We start from the raw sequence: 15266 nt of genomic DNA, 5'->3' as shown, positions 1-15266 counted from the left end.
CAGATCGAGCACGCTATAAAATGTAAAATATGCAATAATTGTTCTATGGAATAGAATGCGCCTGACCCTCCGCCAGATCAGATACGTCCACGAAGTGGCTCGCTTGGGCAGCATCTCTGCTGCTTGCGCTTCGCTACACATGTCGGCCTCGCCTGTGCTGGCAGCCATCAAGGTTGCCGAGGAGGAAGTCGGGACGGCCATTTTTGTCCGCCGTGCTGCCCATGGAGTCGACCTCACCCCAGCAGGACAGAAATTCTTAGTTTCAGTGCGGCGCTTCCTCTCCGCGGGTTTGGATTTCGAGAGGTCGGTCTCCGAAGTTGCACGACACAGTACGCATACGATCAGCATCGGATGCTTTTCCCCCTTTGGGGGTATGCTCATTCCCCCAGTGCTGCGGCGCTTCATCGAGGCGAACGGAGATTGTGAGATCATTTTGCGGGAGGGCGAGCAACCTGAACTTCGGCGCTGGCTCGCGACAGGAGAAGTCGATCTAGTTGTCGCCTATGACGTCGGTGATAAACTTGGCACTGCGAACACGCCAATCTGTAAGATGCCGGCGCATGCGATCATGCGGGTGGACGATCCGCTGGCGAAGCAGGAATCAGTTTCGATTCGAGATATCGCTCAACGCCCGTTGATCCTGCTCGATTTACCAGAAACAAGAACTTGGTTGCTAACGCTGTTTGACTTTGCAGGAGAGCGACCCAAGATCGGTCTGAGGGCGCGATCCTATGAATCCATACGCGCGGCCGTCGCCAATGGTCTCGGCGTCTCCATCTTCAACATGAGACCTCTCGCCGAAGCAAGTCCCGACAGTCCCTTGCTGACGCGAATACCGATATCAGATCCGCTTCGGCAACCGACCCTGATCGTAGCAGACCCTTACGGTGCCCATAAGCCAGCCTACGTCAACTCCTTCATTCAAACGCTCTATCAGTGTATCTTGGACGTGGGTCCAGCGAATATGGCCGTAGTCCAGGAGGAGTTTGCTAAGGATCTCATGTATCCAAGACCAAAATAGATGTTTGGTTTGGGAATCGGCTTTAGAACCAGCTTTTCCATCCGCCTTGTCGACGTTTGTGGCTTGTTGCGAGGGAAAGCTATCCTCCCGTCGGCGAACTGCCTTGCTCGGGATGAGGACCCGGGCCCAGAGATCGAAACCGACGTTATCAATGACGTCTCGTAGGTTTCGTCGAGACTACGGGCTAGGTTCACCAAGGGAAATAGGCGTGCAGCCCTTTCCTCCACCTGCTTCCACATCCATCACCTTCGCCGCAGGAACGACGATAATCATCCCTTCAGATGTAACCCGCCGACCGGCACTGTCGGTCGAGGCGCCCGCTTGGGTGCGCAAGCTCGTCATCCCGACACTGAAAGCGGTACAGAAGGCGGTAATCGCCCTCTAGCCAAGTTTGTAATTTTTCATGCATTGACATTGTGAATGAATATATACATAAATGCACTTGCCGGGAAATTTCATTCATTCACGTCGAGGAGTTCCAATGTCATCCCCCGAAATGCTCGAATTTGACGCCCGTGGCGCGGGCTTGTCGTTCCGCGCGAAGCTGCTCACAAACGACAATCCGGACGTGGTCCAGCAGGTACTCTCCCAGATCCCGCTGCAGAGCGTGCTTGGTCATGTTGTGGTCTCCGGGGAGGCCATATGGATGCCAACCCGCATTGTGCATCTCGGCCGCAGCAACATGGTCGCGCGCCACCCAGGTGCTGTTTACCTCTATGCGCCCGGCCAGACGATCTGCCTGACCTATGGTCGCATCACGGAAAGCGCAAAGGTCAACAAATTCGCGGAGGTGCTGGAGAGCGATCTGCCGGCCCTGCAGAGGCTCGGTGAAATCGTCTACGAACAGACCGTCGCCCAGCCACGCCGAAACATCGTCGAAATCAATGTCCGGAGGGCTGCATAATGTCTGCAATAGCCAAGTTCGAAGGCGACTGGCGCGAAGCCAAGGCCCTCATCGAAAAGGAAATCGACAGGATTTGGTTGAACGAGCCGGAGGAGATTCAAAAGATCCGCTGGGGGGTAATCGATAGTGGCGCAGGGAGCGGCGAGCAGTCGTTCTCGGTTCTTGTGCACCTTGAAGCGTATCTGATGCTGGTCGGAGCCGATGTCATGTACCGCTTCCTGAAAATCTCGCAATACGAGGATATGGAACTCTCGACGCTCAATCGAATTTCGCGCGAGTTTCTGACCGGCACCTTCAACGTCTTCGAATTCATGACCGACCTTGGCATCACCAATATGCACGAGGTCGGACAGATGTATTCCGACGCGCTGGATACGTTGTCCACCAAGGAAGAGTACGTCCAATTGACGGGTGCGATGATGACTTATGTGATCCGCATGCACCGCTGGATCCACTACATCTTTCCCTGGAATCTCGGCGTGGCGTTCCCGCATCGCAAGAAGGCGGAAGTTCTCAGCTTTGCCAGAGTAGCGGCCAACGCCTGAACAAGTGCGGTCCACAAAGCCAGCACGCGCCAAAGCCTCGGTCTTGAAAGCCGGGGCTTTGGCATTCCTGGAGTTGGCATTCTTGGAAAATGAAATATACGGAGCCTTCTATGTTGAATATATTGATACAGGAAGCGATGCAAAGGGAGCCGGATTGCATGAACCAGGACAGTGAGCCGATGCCGATCAATGCGGGCGTTCATGTAAACGACCGTCAAGCCATCCAGGCGGAACTCGATCGGCGCACCGAGGGTCAGCGATTGACGCCTGCACAGCGACGCATCGCGCAATGTCTTGCCGAGCGCAGCGCCGAGATCGGCTTTCTTTCCAGCATGGAACTCGCCGAGCTGGCCAGCGTCAGCCAACCGTCGGTGACGCGCTTTGCCATGGCGCTTGGCTTCGACGGCTATCTCGAGATGCGAAAGTATCTGCGTGCCGGCATTACAAGCGAGGAGCAACCGACGGACGCAAAGTCCAGCCGATATCAGGCTGCCGCGCTTGCCGAACTCGCCAATCTCTCTGAGCTCGCGCAATCTCTCGCCAACGAGGCGGAGATCGATGATATCGGCAAGGCGCTTGCGGCTTCACGGCCTCTCGCGGTGCTTGGTTTGCGAGCATCTGCCAGCCTTGCGCACCAGTTCGGCTTCTTTGCCTCGAAAGTGCATCCCGACGTCCGCCTGATCGTATGTGGTGGGTCGATGGTGGAAGACCAGCTTGAGCAGTGCTATGCGGCCGGTGGCCGTACACTGCTGGCATTCATGATGCCTCTATACCCCAGGGAGACGATGCATGCGCTCGAGTTTGCGCGGCAGATAGGCATGCGCATCGTGCTTGTTTCCGATGCCAGCTACAACGACCATGACAGGCATGCCGATATGCTTCTGAAAGCTCGTGTCAGTACGAGGCTGGTTTTTGATTCCTACGCAGCCTCGACGGCATTGGTGTCGGTGTTGCTGGACTCCATGTGCAACAACATGAATGGGCAGGCGCAAAAGCGCCTCGAACAGGTCGATCGCTCATCGAAAAAGCGGAAGGTCTTTGCTTCCTAGCTAGTGGCTGCTTTGGCGCCCATTCGTGAAGCGATCCAGAGGACTATGTGCGGACAGGCCGTTCTGTGAATTCGAAATTTCCCTGATAAAATGTATTGAATGTTTCATTCATATGGCGTATGAATGAAACCATGGTTTCGGGGACGTGGCAATGGATCACTCAGGACGTCATCACGTGAGATTTTCCGGCTCGTGGCCGTGTGCGGTCGCTCATTCCGCGCCCGTGAGTCAGGTCGGGGCAGGTGGCTGAATTGACCCATGCCGATCCCATAAGCCTGTTTGGTTTTGGCCCCGACGGCTGGGGCGCCATCCTTCTGGCTGGAGCCGCCGTCAGCCTGGCTGCAGCAGGCTGCGGCTTGCTGCTTGCGGCTATCATCGGCGCTTTGGGCGCTCATGCCAAACTCACCGGCGGCCGATTTGTCCGGATCGTCGCGGAAGCCTACACGACGGCTCTGCGCGGCATTCCCGACCTGCTTGTTATCTACCTCCTTTATTTCGGCGGCAGTTCCGTCGTCACCAGCATTGCTGGATTCTTTGACGATCAGGGCTTCATTGCATTGCCTGGTTTTGCTGCCGGCGTCGTGGCCATCGGGGTCGTGGGCGGAGCGCAAATGACGGAAGTGTTCCGGGGCGCCTTCCTCGCCGTCAAGCCAGGCGAAATCGAAGCCGCCAAGGCCTGCGGGATGAACACGCCGCTGCGCTTCAGACGGATAGTCGTTCCTCTGACGATGCGCCATGCGCTTCCGGGGGTAGGCAATGTCTGGCTGGGACTGCTGAAAGGATCCTCGCTCCTCTCCGCTACCGGCGTCGCCGAGCTGATGCGACAGACGCAGGTCGCCGCAGGCTCAACCCGATTGCCGTTCGATTTCTACATCGCGGCTGCTTTGATTTACGTCGCACTCTCCCTGTCGTCCGGCGCCGTGGTGCATCTTGCAGAGCGATACTATTCGCGCGGCGTTGTGAGGGCGTGATGGACATCCGCTTCATTGCCGAGACGATTCTCAGCCTGCTTCAAGGTGTTCCGCTGACCCTGGCATTGTCAGCGCTCGCCATCATCGGCGGTGCCCTCGTCGGTTTCGTCATCGCCAGCATGCGGCTTTCGCGCAGCCGGCTCCTGCAGGCTCCAGCCTGGGTTTATGTTCAGGTCATTCGCAGCATTCCGCCGCTGGTGCTGATATTTCTGATCTATTATGGCCTCGGCCAGTTCGCGGCCGTTCGCTCGAGTTTCCTGTGGCCGGTGCTGCGCGAACCGTTCTGGTGTGCAACGATTGCCCTGGTGTTCAACAGCTCGGGCTATGCCGCCGAAATCATTCGTGGCGGCCTGCTGTCGGTCGGACGAAACGAGATCGAGGCGGCCCGCGCCTGCGGCATGTCGGGAACGCTTCTTTTGCGCCGGATCGTCGTGCCCCTCGCCATTCGCCAGGCTTTGCCTGCCTACAGCAATGAGATGGTGGCGATGGTCAAGGCGACATCGCTCGCCTCCCTGGTGACCTTGATGGATGTCACCGGGATTGCGGCCTCGGTCGCTTCGTCGACCTATCGACCGATCGCCGTATTCGTAGCGGCCGGCGTGATCTATCTGGCCATCAATATGGCGCTGGCCCATGCGGTTAAGGTGCTCGAATATCGACTGACGCCGCATCTGCGACCGGCTGCACACCGGCCCGACCTACAATCGCAACCGGAGCAGCTTTGACATGACGACAGCGGTGCGACTTGAAAACGTTCGCAAGCGCTTCGGAGAGCTTGAAGTCCTGCGCGGCATTACCGTCGAGGCGAAGGAGGGCGAGGTCGTCTCGATCCTGGGGTCATCGGGATCGGGCAAATCGACGATGCTGAGATGCATCAATATGCTCGAAATTCCGAGTGAAGGCTCGGTATGGGTGGCAGGCGAGGAGGTCAAGTTCGGTTCTACCCGCGGCGCAGTATCACGCAGCGTCGACACCGCGCAGATCGACCGGCTGCGCTCGCGCATAGGAATGGTCTTTCAGAGCTTCAATCTGTGGCCGCACATGACGGTTCTGCAAAACGTCATTGAAGCACCCGTTCATGTTCTCAAGCGCCCGCGTTCGCAAAGCGTCGAGGAGGCGCATGCACTCCTGGAAAAGGTGGGCATCGGCGATAAGGCAAACCAGTATCCCGCGCATTTGTCGGGTGGGCAGCAACAGCGCGCGGCGATCGCGCGTGCGCTGGCCATGCGCCCGAAACTCATGCTGTTCGACGAGCCGACCTCGGCACTTGACCCGGAACTCGTCGGCGGTGTCCTGCGCGTCATGCGATCTCTTGCCGAAGAAGGCACGACGATGCTCGTCGTCACCCACGAGATGAGTTTTGCGCGCGACGTGTCGAGCAGGGTCATCTTCCTGCATCGGGGTGCCATCGAGGAGGACGGCAGGCCGGAGGACATTTTCACGCAGAAAAGTTCGCCGCGGTTCCAGCAATTTCTGGGGCGGTGATCGCAGCCTTAAGCCAACCAAACAATACTAAAAAGGGGAAGACCTGATGAAGCGCTACACACTCATTGCAATTGCTCTCGTCTCACTTGCAGCCGCAAACCCGTCAAGGGCTGAGGACAAGAAATGGACCGAGGTCCGCATCGCAACCGAAGGCGGCTTCCTGCCGTGGAACTACACCAAGCCGGACGGTACGCTCGCCGGCTTCGAAATCGATCTTGCCAACGATCTCTGCACCAGAATGAAAGTCAAATGCACGATCACTGCGGAATCGTTCGACAGCATGATCCCGGCGCTCAACGCTGGAAAGTATGATGCTCTGATCGACGACGTCGCCATTACGCCGAAGCGCCAAGAGGTCATAGCCTTTTCCAAGCCATACGCATCGATCTGCTATACATTTGCGACCTCCACCAACAGCGATATCGCAAGCAAACTCGAGGCTGATGACCACGTCATTTCGCTCGCCGACGGGGCGGCCGTGAACGCCGCCATGGAGCCGCTAAAGGCCGCCTTGAAAGACAAGACGATCGGCACGCTTGCTGCCGGCACCTCGGTCTCCTTTGTCGAAACCTATCTGAAGGGCGTGGTTCTGATGCGGCAGTACAAGACGCCAGACGCGCGCGATCTCGACCTCGTTTCTGGGCGCGTGGATGTGATCGTCGGATCCAAGGATGCCTTGAATGGCGCTGTGGCAAAGCAGGGCAAGGACGCCATGAAGATCGTCGGTCCTTGTTTCCAGGGTGGCGTGATCGGCAAGGGAGCCGGCGTCGGCATGCGCAAGCAGGACACTGAGCTCAAGGCGATGTTCGACAAGGCGATCACCGAGGCCCAGCAGGACGGCACGATCAAGAAGCTGTCGATTCCGGTCTTTGGCATCGATGTGACGCCGCAATAAGGCGTCACGCTTTCCGCACGCCAAACTCTCTCGACTATCAACAGGTGCAGGACAATGTTGGATACCGTCAAAGGCGTGCATGCAGTGCGCGTAGGCGTGGACTCAGGTGGAACGTTCACCGACGTCTGCGTCTACGACACCCGGAAAAAGTCGATCAGCATCTGGAAGGTCAGCAGCACCCCCCAGGATCCGTCGGTCGGAATTGCTGCCGGGATCGAGCAAGGCCTCCAGGCCTACAGAGCGGCGACAAACGAAGAGCCGGCGGTGGAATATCTTGGCCACGGGACCACCGTGGCCACCAACGCTCTGATCATCGGTCGCGGCGCTGAAACTGGGATGATAACCACAGCCGGATTTCGCGACGTCATCGAAATACGGCGACAGAAGCGCGACGCTCTCTATGATCTGCAGACCGAGAAGCCGCCGATCCTTGCACGACGGGACAGACGCCTCGAAGTCAACGAACGCGTGCTGTTCGATGGCCGTATCCTGGTTCCATTGGCTGAGGACGACGTCCGGGTCGCGGCAAGGAAGCTTCGAAGCGAGGGCGTCAAGGCAATCGCGGTGTGCTGCCTGTTCAGCTTTGTCGATTCCCGTCACGAGCAGATGATCAAGCGTATCGTGCAGGAAGAGTTTCCAGAGGCATTCCTGAGCGTTTCCCATGAAGTCGCGCCCGAGTTTCGCGAATACGAACGGTTCTCGACGACGGTCGTCAATGCTTATCTCGGACCGATCATGCGCCAGTATCTGCAAGGCCTGCGGCCGCGCTTGGACCTGATCGGTGTCTCGGTCGAGCCACACTTAACCCAGTCGAACGGGGGTGTCATTTCGGCGGAAACGGCACAGAACTTTCCTGTACGCACCGTCCTTTCAGGTCCTGCCGCCGGGGTGACCGGAGCGACGGCAGTCGGCCGTCTGAGTGGCTTCGAGGATCTCATCACGTTCGATATGGGCGGCACCTCAACGGACGTGTCCCTGATCGAACGAGGCCGGGCGCAAACCTCAAACGAGGCCGTCGTTCATGGCTATCCGCTCAAAGTCCCGATGCTAGACATTCACGCCGTGGGGGCTGGTGGCGGCTCGATCGCCTATGTCGATGCGGGCGGCATGCTTCAGGTCGGACCGCGCAGCGCCGCCGCTGTCCCCGGGCCAATCTGCTACAATCAAGGCAATGTGGACGAGGCGACTGTAACCGACGCCAATGTTGTCCTGCAGGTTCTGAATCCGACCCACCTACTCAATGGTCGTCTGCCGATCGACCAGGCCGCGGCCAAGAAGGCAATCGCTGCCTTGGGCGTGAAGCTCGGTATGGATGTAATGTCTACGGCACAGGGTATCATCAGTGTTGTCGTGGCGAATATGGCAAAAGCCATTCGCGTCATCTCGGTGGAGCGGGGGTACGATCCTCGGGAATACGCGCTGTTCGCCTTTGGCGGCGCCGGCCCCATCCATGCGACACGGCTCGCCCGCGCATTGGAAATGCGCCGTATCGTGATCCCCAAATATCCTGGGGTTATGTGCGCCCTCGGCTTGCTCCTGACGGATCTTCGCACCAGCCTTTCGAGCACGAAGCTGCAAGAGTTGTCGGAGGACAGCGCCAGAGACGTCGCGCATGAACTCGCTGAATTGGAGCAGCGTGCGCAAGGCTGGTTCGAAATCGAGAAAATCGCTCCGGAAGACCGGAAGGTGGCCCGGTCGGTTGACCTGCGATATGGCGGGCAGGGCTACGAGATCAACGTCAGCCTGCTGGAGGGAGAGATCGGGAGCCAGGCAATCGCGGCCCTCCGGTCTGATTTCGAGACCGCCCATAAACGGCTCTATGGCTACGTTTCCGAAGGCGAGCCGATCCACTTGACAACGATCCGTCTTGAATTGACCGGACGCGTCCCGAAGGTGGAACTGGCGGCGCAGCCCACCGCGACCTCAAACGTCGCTGATGCATTGAAAGCCCATCGGCCCGTCTGGCTTCCCGAGATGGGCGGGTTTGTCGACTGCCCGCTCTACGATCGAGACCGCCTCGGACCGCACCACAAGGTTCAAGGCCCGGCCATTATCGATCAGTACGATTCCACGACACTGGTTCTGACAGGGCAGTCCGCAAAGGTCGACCGCTACCTCAATCTGATCATCGAGGACAACGATGCCTGAAACCAGCGCCATGCGAAAGCATCGAGATCGAGTCGCAGTCGATCCCATTACCGTTGCCGTTATTTCCAGTGCGTTGTCGACCATCGCGGAAGAAATGGGCAAGGCGATCATTCGAGCGGCTTATTCAACAAACATCAAGGAGCGACAGGATTGCTCGACCGTCGTTTTCGACGCGGCGGGCGAGACGCTCGCGCTGGCCGAACACATTCCGATTCATCTGGGATCGCTGATTGGCATCGCATCCTATGTCCTGGCGAATTGCGACTTGTCCGACCTGCAGCCGGGCGACGTCTTCATCGGAAACGATGCTTATACGGGTGGAGGAACGCATCTCAACGATTTCGTGCTGATGGAGCCGGTCTTCTACAAGGAGAAACTCGTCGCCTGGGTTGCCAACCTCGCCCATCATTCCGATTTCGTGGACCGCAGCCACGCCCACATCTTCCAGGAGGGGCTGCGGATCCCTCCCGTCAGACTCTATCGGGCAGGGGCGTTGCAGAAGGATGTGCAGGATCTCATCCTCCTCAATTGCCAAGTGCCTCGCGAACGGATCAACGACCTGCGTGCACAGATGGCCGCGAACCGCCTGGGTGTGCGGAGATACCAGGATCTTTGTGACAAATACGGTGCTGAGACCGTAGCCGAGGCCGCGCACGAAGCGCTTCAGTCCACCGAGCGCCGAACGCGCGCCGGTATCGCCCAGATACCGGATGGCTCATACAGCTTCGGACACCCGTTCGACACAAATCTCGTCGACGAGATTCTTGATCTCAAAGTCACCGTCGATGTGCGCGGCGACGAAATATTCTTCGATTTTCCCGACGCGCCGCCGCAAATGCGTGCGCCGATCAACATGGTTCGCACGGCGCTTTTGGCGACAGTCTACTTTGCGGTCAAGACACTCATAGACCCCGGCATTCCCGTCAATGGCGGGTTCTATCGCCCCATCCACGTGACGGCGCCACAAAACAGCGTTCTTAATGCCTCGGCACCGGCGGCCGTCTACAGCCGAACTGATATTGCTGGCCGACTGGTAGACATGATCTTTGCCGCATTAGCTCCGATACTGCCGGAGCGTGTCGCTGCCGCTTCGACCGGAGGCACGCTGCTCACCAGCAGCGGCACCCATCCGAGGACCGGACGGTTCTATGTCTACAATGAAATGCACGGTGGCAGCATGGGTGGGAGGGCGAGCAAGGACGGCCTCGATGGCGTTCAGGTCAACACCACCAACACCGCAAACCTGCCGGTGGAAGCGCTCGAGATCGAACACCCGATCATGATCGACAGCTATGAGCTGGTTTGCGATTCCGGCGGCCCTGGGAAATTTCGCGGCGGCATGACGATCCGGCGTCAGGCCAGGGTCATCGATCACAACGCGACGATATCCGCGGGTGGCACCAACAGCGTAATACCGCCTTTCGGCATCCTCGGTGGCCATCCGGGCACCGTCGCTCGTGTCGAGCTTTCGCCAGGCGCTTCTGCGCTCAATAAGCGTTCCGGCCATCTCGATGCCGATCAATGGGTCGGCATGGTTGCGGCTGGCGGTGGTGGTTATGGCGATCCAAAGCAGCGTGACCATGCCCTGGTATTGCGCGACCTACGCGAGGAACGGATCTCAAAGACCGCCGCCATTGAAATCTATGGTCTCGATGCCGGCGAGATCCCTCCGGATTTGCGGGGGTAGCATCTCGGGGCAGCCATACTGAGTAGGGACGCAAATCGCGGTACCCGGAGGCATCTCGTCCGAAGGCCAAGGGTCGCAATTCGAATATGGAGGAATTTCACATGGCCCTGTCGCTGGCCCCTGGGCGTGTCCCGCTATCCGATCTCGCTGACGTCTTCTGGAACGGAACTCCGGCTTCAGTCGCTGCAGATTTTCACCCTGCGATTAGACGTAGTGCGCAGCGAATTGCTCAGATCGCCGCAGGTAATGATGCTGTCTATGGCGTCAACACCGGCTTTGGGAAGCTCGCTTCGATCAGGATCGATGCCGCTGATACGGCAACGCTTCAGCGCAATCTTATTCTATCCCACTGCTGCGGGTTCGGGGTACCGCTCTCGGAACCGATCGTTCGCCTTACTATGACTCTTAAGCTCATTTCCCTCGGGCGTGGCGCTTCGGGGGTGCGATTGGAAGTCATCCACCTTATCGAGTCCATGTTGGAAAAAGGCGTGCTCCCCGTCATTCCCGAGAAGGGTTCCGTTGGCGCGTCCGGAGACTTGGCTCCCCTCGCTCATATGACCGCCGTAATGATGGGAGAGGGACAAGCGTTCGTCGCAGGAGAAAAAGTTTCGGGCAAAGTTGCTCTCCACCGTGTTGGGCTTTCTCCTGTCGTGCTGTCCGCAAAGGAAGGTTTAGCTCTAATCAACGGAACGCAGGCGTCGACGGCATTGGGGTTGGCGGGCTTGTTTCGAGCACACCGAGCCCTGCAAGCCTCACTCGTGACTGGTGCCATGTCAGTTGATGCTGCCATGGGGTCGACGGCTCCATTTCATCCCGAAATCCACACCTTGCGGGGACATCGGGGCCAGGTCGACGTCGGGAGAGCATTGCGGCACCTTCTTGAAGGATCGAATATCCGCGAAAGCCATCTCGAAGGCGACGAAAGGGTGCAGGACCCGTACTGCCTTCGCTGCCAGCCTCAGGTCGTGGGTGCGTGTCTGGACATTCTTCGCCAGGTCAGTGTTACGCTGCAGACTGAAGCCAACGCGGTCACTGACAACCCACTCGTTCTCAGTGACAATTCTGTTGTGTCCGGAGGGAATTTTCATGCGGAGCCAGTGGCATTCGCAGCGGATCAGTTGGCACTTGCGGTCTGCGAAGTAGGCGCCATCGCTCAGAGGCGGATTGCGTTGCTGGTGGACCCGGCTCTGTCGTTCGGGCTGCCTGCGTTTCTCGCAGCGAAGCCCGGGCTAAATTCGGGTTACATGATCGCCGAGGTGACTTCCGCGGCTCTCATGTCCGAAAACAAACAGATGTCTCATCCTGCATCCGTGGATTCGACGCCAACATCCGCAAATCAGGAGGACCATGTCTCGATGGCCTGTCATGGGGCCCGCCGGCTGCTCGCAATGACCGACAACCTTTTCGGCATTCTAGGCATCGAAGCGCTCTGCGCAGTTCAGGGTATCGAGTTCCGAAGGCCACTCGCAACGAGTCCTGAACTTGAAGCCGTCGTAGCTGCAGTTCGAAGGGTGATAGCTACCTTGGAAAACGATCGATTCATGGCTAGCGATATTGAGGCCGCTGCAGAGTTCATTGGGAATGGTGTGTTGATCGACATAGTGTCGCGTGGAATTCTTCCGGATTTAGCAGCATGAAACCAGATAGTGTCAAATTGTGCTGGTGGATCGTGGTCTAATTGTTTTTGTTGCAAAGACGACGGCCCTCCGGGCCCACCGTGACCATCGATTTTGCAGCTAAAAATGCTAGACTAGTTAGAGCGGTGACGGTACTTTTTGAGACGGCTTGGGCACGTCGTCGAACGCCCTAAAGTGCAAAAAATCGACGATTGGTCCCGATAGTTGGTGAAACCTCAGAATATTTTTTGCGGCGATTTCCCCTTTAAAATCAAAAGCGTAACTTTTTGACGGACCATGCGTCGGCTTTCGGTGCCGCAAGCAAGAAAAAACCCAGCTAGATCAATGACCTAGCTGGGCTAAAAACAATCGAGTGGGAGTAGAGGGCGACGTTCGGCAGCCCTCTTGCCCTCTCTTTTAGCGCGCACCAGATGTCTGCAACCGTTCCTGCGCTCCTTCCTGACCATTTGGCTGATCAGATACGTTGCTGCTTCGGAAGTAAATCCCGTTCAGCCCCACTGAGGGCTTTGGCGTACTATGGCGTGCAAATCGGCTGGTCATAGCAGGCCAGAACCAGGGCTGTTGGCGGTAGCTTTTGCTGCTTTCCAACCTTGATATCCGTGGTCAAACTTGTTCCCTTCCAGGCAGAATTGACTGCCGCTTCCTTTTCTGTCGGACCATAAAGCAAAGCCCGTGTGATCAGTTTTCGCGCGCCGCGCCCCGGGATTCTTCGCTCTGTGTGCCGGCCGCCACGCGAAACATGTAGCCTCAAAGTCGCACAATGCGGTCTGGAATGGGCGAGGGCCGCTCCCATTCAGGCGCGTTTGACATGGCACGAGGCCCAGACCTGGAACATTGTACCTCCAACCGGGCGGCCTAGATCGCCATCGAGGTCGGGTTCGAAAACGCCTCGCATTTCTCGAGGCTCTTCCGTCAGACCTATGGCCAACCGCCCAGCAAGTTCAGATCGGCAGTCTCGAACTGACTGTCGATATTCTTTAGAATGAAGCACGACTGCTCGCTGCTCACACTGGAAGAAGCGCCTTTTGCAGTTCCGGCAGGACAACGAAAAGGTCACCGACGAGGCCGTAGTCGGCGACCTGGCAGAGCGGTGCGTCCTCGTCCTTGTTGATCGCGACGATGACCTTGGAGCCCTTCATGCCAGCATGGTACTGGATGGCGCCGGAGATGCCACGGCAATGTAGAGATCGGGGGCGACGACCTTGCCGATCCGGCTAAAATTTCGCGATATCCGTCGTGCTTCCGGGCTGATCGAGCTTCCAGACACGGGCTATGCAGCGGCGCATCTCGTCAGCGGTGGCGCCGCCTCGAAATTCGGCAAGGCGTATAGCCTTTGCCTCCAATTCCTGCTGGCGCTTGATCTTCGCCCGGGCCAGCCCATCCGATTTATCCTCGAGCCTCCGGGCTTTGCGCTCCACGCCTGGTCGCCCGAGACCGGCTTGGTCTCGCATGTCGCGCCAATCGGCGACTACGGACCGAGTCGCGATTTTTAGCTTTATTCCGGTTGTCCGTGGAAGCTCGAGAAAAGAGCCGCTGCTGCTGGCCTCGGCGGAAGCGGAGGCCGGAACGCGCATCCAAACAGCGCCGTAGTGACGGTCCGGAGGCGGCGTAAATGCAACGGAAACGCCGCGCCGGCTGTGCCGGCGTTCGCCCTCGCCTCGCCTGCAACGCGAATAGCGCTGCTGGCTCGCCCAGGTTCGGTTCATCGTCAATCACCAGATCACGCACGATCAGCACGGGAAGGAGCCGGTGAGCGACAGCGCAGGGTTCGGCGTCGTTTTGGCCTTCGGCCTATTGGTGCTCAACTGGCTGGCGATCCGCTATATCGATGTTGTCGCCTGGTTGGCGAGCTTCTGATGCGCACGCCGTTCCACCCCCGGTGCGAGGAACGGGAGAGCAATAGCAGGGCGGTACAACCTGCCCCAACCGAAGCCGCGTTCTCGACGACATGGTTACTGTGACGAGACGAACAGGGTATAAAGCTGTCTGGCAACAGACTGGTTGAGGAACGCCCACCGTCATGAAGCCGATAAACGAAGAGCACCTCGCGGTTCTACGCAGGCACATGGTCGAGGTGATTGCAATCCATGCCGACCTTGCAAGCGAAGAACTCGGCAAGGCGACGCTTGATGAGCGGGTGATGGCAGCGATGCTGCGGGTGCCGCGGCATCGCTTCGTGCCAGCCCCGTTTGCGCATTATGCCTACGAGGACATGCCGCTGCCGATCGGCTTCGATAAAACCGTCTCGCAGCCCTTCATCGTCGCTCTCATGGCCGATCTCCTTGCTCCCCAACCGCACGAGGCAGTGCTCGAGATCGGCACCGGCCTGGGCTACCAAACCGCAATCCTCGCGGAACTCGCCTCGCAGGTTTGGAGCGTCGAAATCATCGAGGAATTCGCAAGCCATGCAGAGGCTCTCCTGGAGGGCCTCGGCTTCTCCAATGTCGGCATTCGTGTCGGAGACGGGTCTCGCGGCTGGCCTGAGCACGCCCCATTCGACAAGATCCTGGTCACGGTGGCGGCTGAGCCGACGCCCCCGGCTTTGCTTGAGCAGCTCAAGCAAGGGGGGCGCATGGTTCTGCCTGTGGGATCTGAAAAAGTCCAGTTGCTGACTATCATCGACAAGGACGCGGCAGGGCAACTCAAGACTCGGAAACTCATCCCAGTTCGGTTCAGTCGGCTCGAAACGGTCTAACGAGGGGTGCGGCTGCGCGGAGCCGTGCTGGAAGATCAGGATAACGCGGGCCGCATCGATCACACGGGCGCTGGATGGCATCGCCGATCTTTTGACATCCATGCCGCAACGCTACTCGTCGAGCGCGCCTGCAGCCGCCGGTCGCAACCGCTGGCCGATCACGACGGCGCGGTCGTACGCGCGCTTCTCGAAGACCCTTATCCAGCCTACTGTGTGCCTACCAGAGGGC

At 58.5% G+C, this 15266-nt stretch carries 14 protein-coding genes and 1 pseudogene; 13 read left to right on the top strand and 2 right to left on the bottom strand.

Features of this window, described 5'->3' with window-relative positions; genetic code table 11:
- Positions 1–55 precede the first annotated feature (55 nt).
- From ACSQ3L_RS28125 to ACSQ3L_RS28070, 12 genes are all read left to right on the top strand, one after another.
- Positions 56–1021: a LysR family transcriptional regulator gene (locus ACSQ3L_RS28125; protein ID WP_436162863.1), complete on the top strand. Its 966-nt coding sequence runs from the start codon at positions 56–58 to the stop codon at positions 1019–1021.
- A 481-nt stretch (positions 1022–1502) separates the two neighbouring features.
- A complete protein-coding gene (locus ACSQ3L_RS28120; protein ID WP_436162862.1) occupies positions 1503–1925 on the top strand; it encodes a hypothetical protein in 423 nt (140 codons plus the stop codon).
- Positions 1925–2470, top strand: coding sequence for a hypothetical protein (locus ACSQ3L_RS28115; RefSeq protein ID WP_436162861.1), 546 nt, complete (start codon positions 1925–1927; stop codon positions 2468–2470). The genes ACSQ3L_RS28120 and ACSQ3L_RS28115 overlap by 1 nt, the downstream gene beginning before the upstream one ends.
- A 179-nt stretch (positions 2471–2649) precedes the next feature.
- Positions 2650–3519, top strand: coding sequence for a MurR/RpiR family transcriptional regulator (locus tag ACSQ3L_RS28110; RefSeq protein ID WP_436162860.1), 870 nt, complete (start codon positions 2650–2652; stop codon positions 3517–3519).
- Positions 3520–3770: 251 nt separating this feature from the next.
- Positions 3771–4490, top strand: a complete 720-nt coding sequence (locus ACSQ3L_RS28105) for an ABC transporter permease (protein ID WP_436163550.1) — start codon at positions 3771–3773, stop codon at positions 4488–4490.
- Entirely contained in the window at positions 4490–5215 is a 726-nt protein-coding gene (locus tag ACSQ3L_RS28100; protein WP_436162859.1) for an ABC transporter permease, read from the top strand. Before ACSQ3L_RS28105 ends, ACSQ3L_RS28100 begins: the two co-directional genes overlap by 1 nt.
- A gap of 1 nt (position 5216) precedes the next feature.
- Positions 5217–5975: an ABC transporter ATP-binding protein gene (locus tag ACSQ3L_RS28095; RefSeq protein ID WP_436162858.1), complete on the top strand. Its 759-nt coding sequence runs from the start codon at positions 5217–5219 to the stop codon at positions 5973–5975.
- A gap of 46 nt (positions 5976–6021) precedes the next feature.
- On the top strand, positions 6022–6870 hold the full coding sequence (locus ACSQ3L_RS28090) for a transporter substrate-binding domain-containing protein (protein ID WP_436162857.1): 849 nt from the start codon (positions 6022–6024) through the stop codon (positions 6868–6870).
- A gap of 54 nt (positions 6871–6924) precedes the next feature.
- Entirely contained in the window at positions 6925–9018 is a 2094-nt protein-coding gene (locus ACSQ3L_RS28085) for a hydantoinase/oxoprolinase family protein (protein ID WP_436162856.1), read from the top strand.
- Complete coding sequence (locus ACSQ3L_RS28080) at positions 9011–10705, top strand: hydantoinase B/oxoprolinase family protein (RefSeq protein ID WP_436162855.1); 1695 nt, start codon at positions 9011–9013, stop codon at positions 10703–10705. The genes ACSQ3L_RS28085 and ACSQ3L_RS28080 overlap by 8 nt, the downstream gene beginning before the upstream one ends.
- Before the next feature lie 101 nt (positions 10706–10806).
- Complete coding sequence (gene hutH / locus ACSQ3L_RS28075; RefSeq protein WP_436162854.1) at positions 10807–12342, top strand: histidine ammonia-lyase; 1536 nt, start codon at positions 10807–10809, stop codon at positions 12340–12342.
- Between the two features lie 859 nt (positions 12343–13201).
- Positions 13202–13306: a helix-turn-helix domain-containing protein gene (locus tag ACSQ3L_RS28070; RefSeq protein ID WP_436163549.1), complete on the top strand. Its 105-nt coding sequence runs from the start codon at positions 13202–13204 to the stop codon at positions 13304–13306.
- Between the two features lie 40 nt (positions 13307–13346).
- Here ACSQ3L_RS28070 and ACSQ3L_RS28065 read toward each other — a convergent pair.
- Positions 13347–13549 (bottom strand): annotated as a pseudogene (locus ACSQ3L_RS28065) (FAD-binding protein); the annotation flags it as partial.
- Positions 13550–13556: 7 nt separating this feature from the next.
- Positions 13557–14048 (bottom strand): hypothetical protein, encoded by a 492-nt coding sequence (locus tag ACSQ3L_RS28060; RefSeq protein WP_436163573.1) that lies wholly within the window; start codon positions 14046–14048, stop codon positions 13557–13559.
- Positions 14049–14362: 314 nt separating this feature from the next.
- On the opposite strand from ACSQ3L_RS28060, the gene ACSQ3L_RS28055 reads away from it, so the two are divergent.
- Positions 14363–15037, top strand: a complete 675-nt coding sequence (locus tag ACSQ3L_RS28055; protein ID WP_436162853.1) for a protein-L-isoaspartate(D-aspartate) O-methyltransferase — start codon at positions 14363–14365, stop codon at positions 15035–15037.
- The last annotated feature ends 229 nt before the right edge of the window (positions 15038–15266 follow it).

The sequence above is a fragment of the Mesorhizobium sp. LjRoot246 genome (assembly GCF_964254115.1).
GTDB lineage: Bacteria > Pseudomonadota > Alphaproteobacteria > Rhizobiales > Rhizobiaceae > Mesorhizobium.
This window is presented reverse-complemented; position numbering and strand designations above follow the sequence as displayed.

Coding starts and splice junctions, on each gene's coding strand:
- ACSQ3L_RS28060 (WP_436163573.1), bottom strand. CDS start 14,048: ATGAACCGAACCTGGGCGAGCCAGCAGCGCTATTCGCGTTGCAGGCGA.
- hutH (WP_436162854.1), top strand. CDS start 10,807: ATGGCCCTGTCGCTGGCCCCTGGGCGTGTCCCGCTATCCGATCTCGCT.
- ACSQ3L_RS28085 (WP_436162856.1), top strand. CDS start 6,925: ATGTTGGATACCGTCAAAGGCGTGCATGCAGTGCGCGTAGGCGTGGAC.
- ACSQ3L_RS28055 (WP_436162853.1), top strand. CDS start 14,363: ATGAAGCCGATAAACGAAGAGCACCTCGCGGTTCTACGCAGGCACATG.
- ACSQ3L_RS28115 (WP_436162861.1), top strand. CDS start 1,925: ATGTCTGCAATAGCCAAGTTCGAAGGCGACTGGCGCGAAGCCAAGGCC.
- ACSQ3L_RS28080 (WP_436162855.1), top strand. CDS start 9,011: ATGCCTGAAACCAGCGCCATGCGAAAGCATCGAGATCGAGTCGCAGTC.
- ACSQ3L_RS28125 (WP_436162863.1), top strand. CDS start 56: ATGCGCCTGACCCTCCGCCAGATCAGATACGTCCACGAAGTGGCTCGC.
- ACSQ3L_RS28090 (WP_436162857.1), top strand. CDS start 6,022: ATGAAGCGCTACACACTCATTGCAATTGCTCTCGTCTCACTTGCAGCC.
- ACSQ3L_RS28100 (WP_436162859.1), top strand. CDS start 4,490: ATGGACATCCGCTTCATTGCCGAGACGATTCTCAGCCTGCTTCAAGGT.
- ACSQ3L_RS28095 (WP_436162858.1), top strand. CDS start 5,217: ATGACGACAGCGGTGCGACTTGAAAACGTTCGCAAGCGCTTCGGAGAG.
- ACSQ3L_RS28110 (WP_436162860.1), top strand. CDS start 2,650: ATGCCGATCAATGCGGGCGTTCATGTAAACGACCGTCAAGCCATCCAG.
- ACSQ3L_RS28120 (WP_436162862.1), top strand. CDS start 1,503: ATGTCATCCCCCGAAATGCTCGAATTTGACGCCCGTGGCGCGGGCTTG.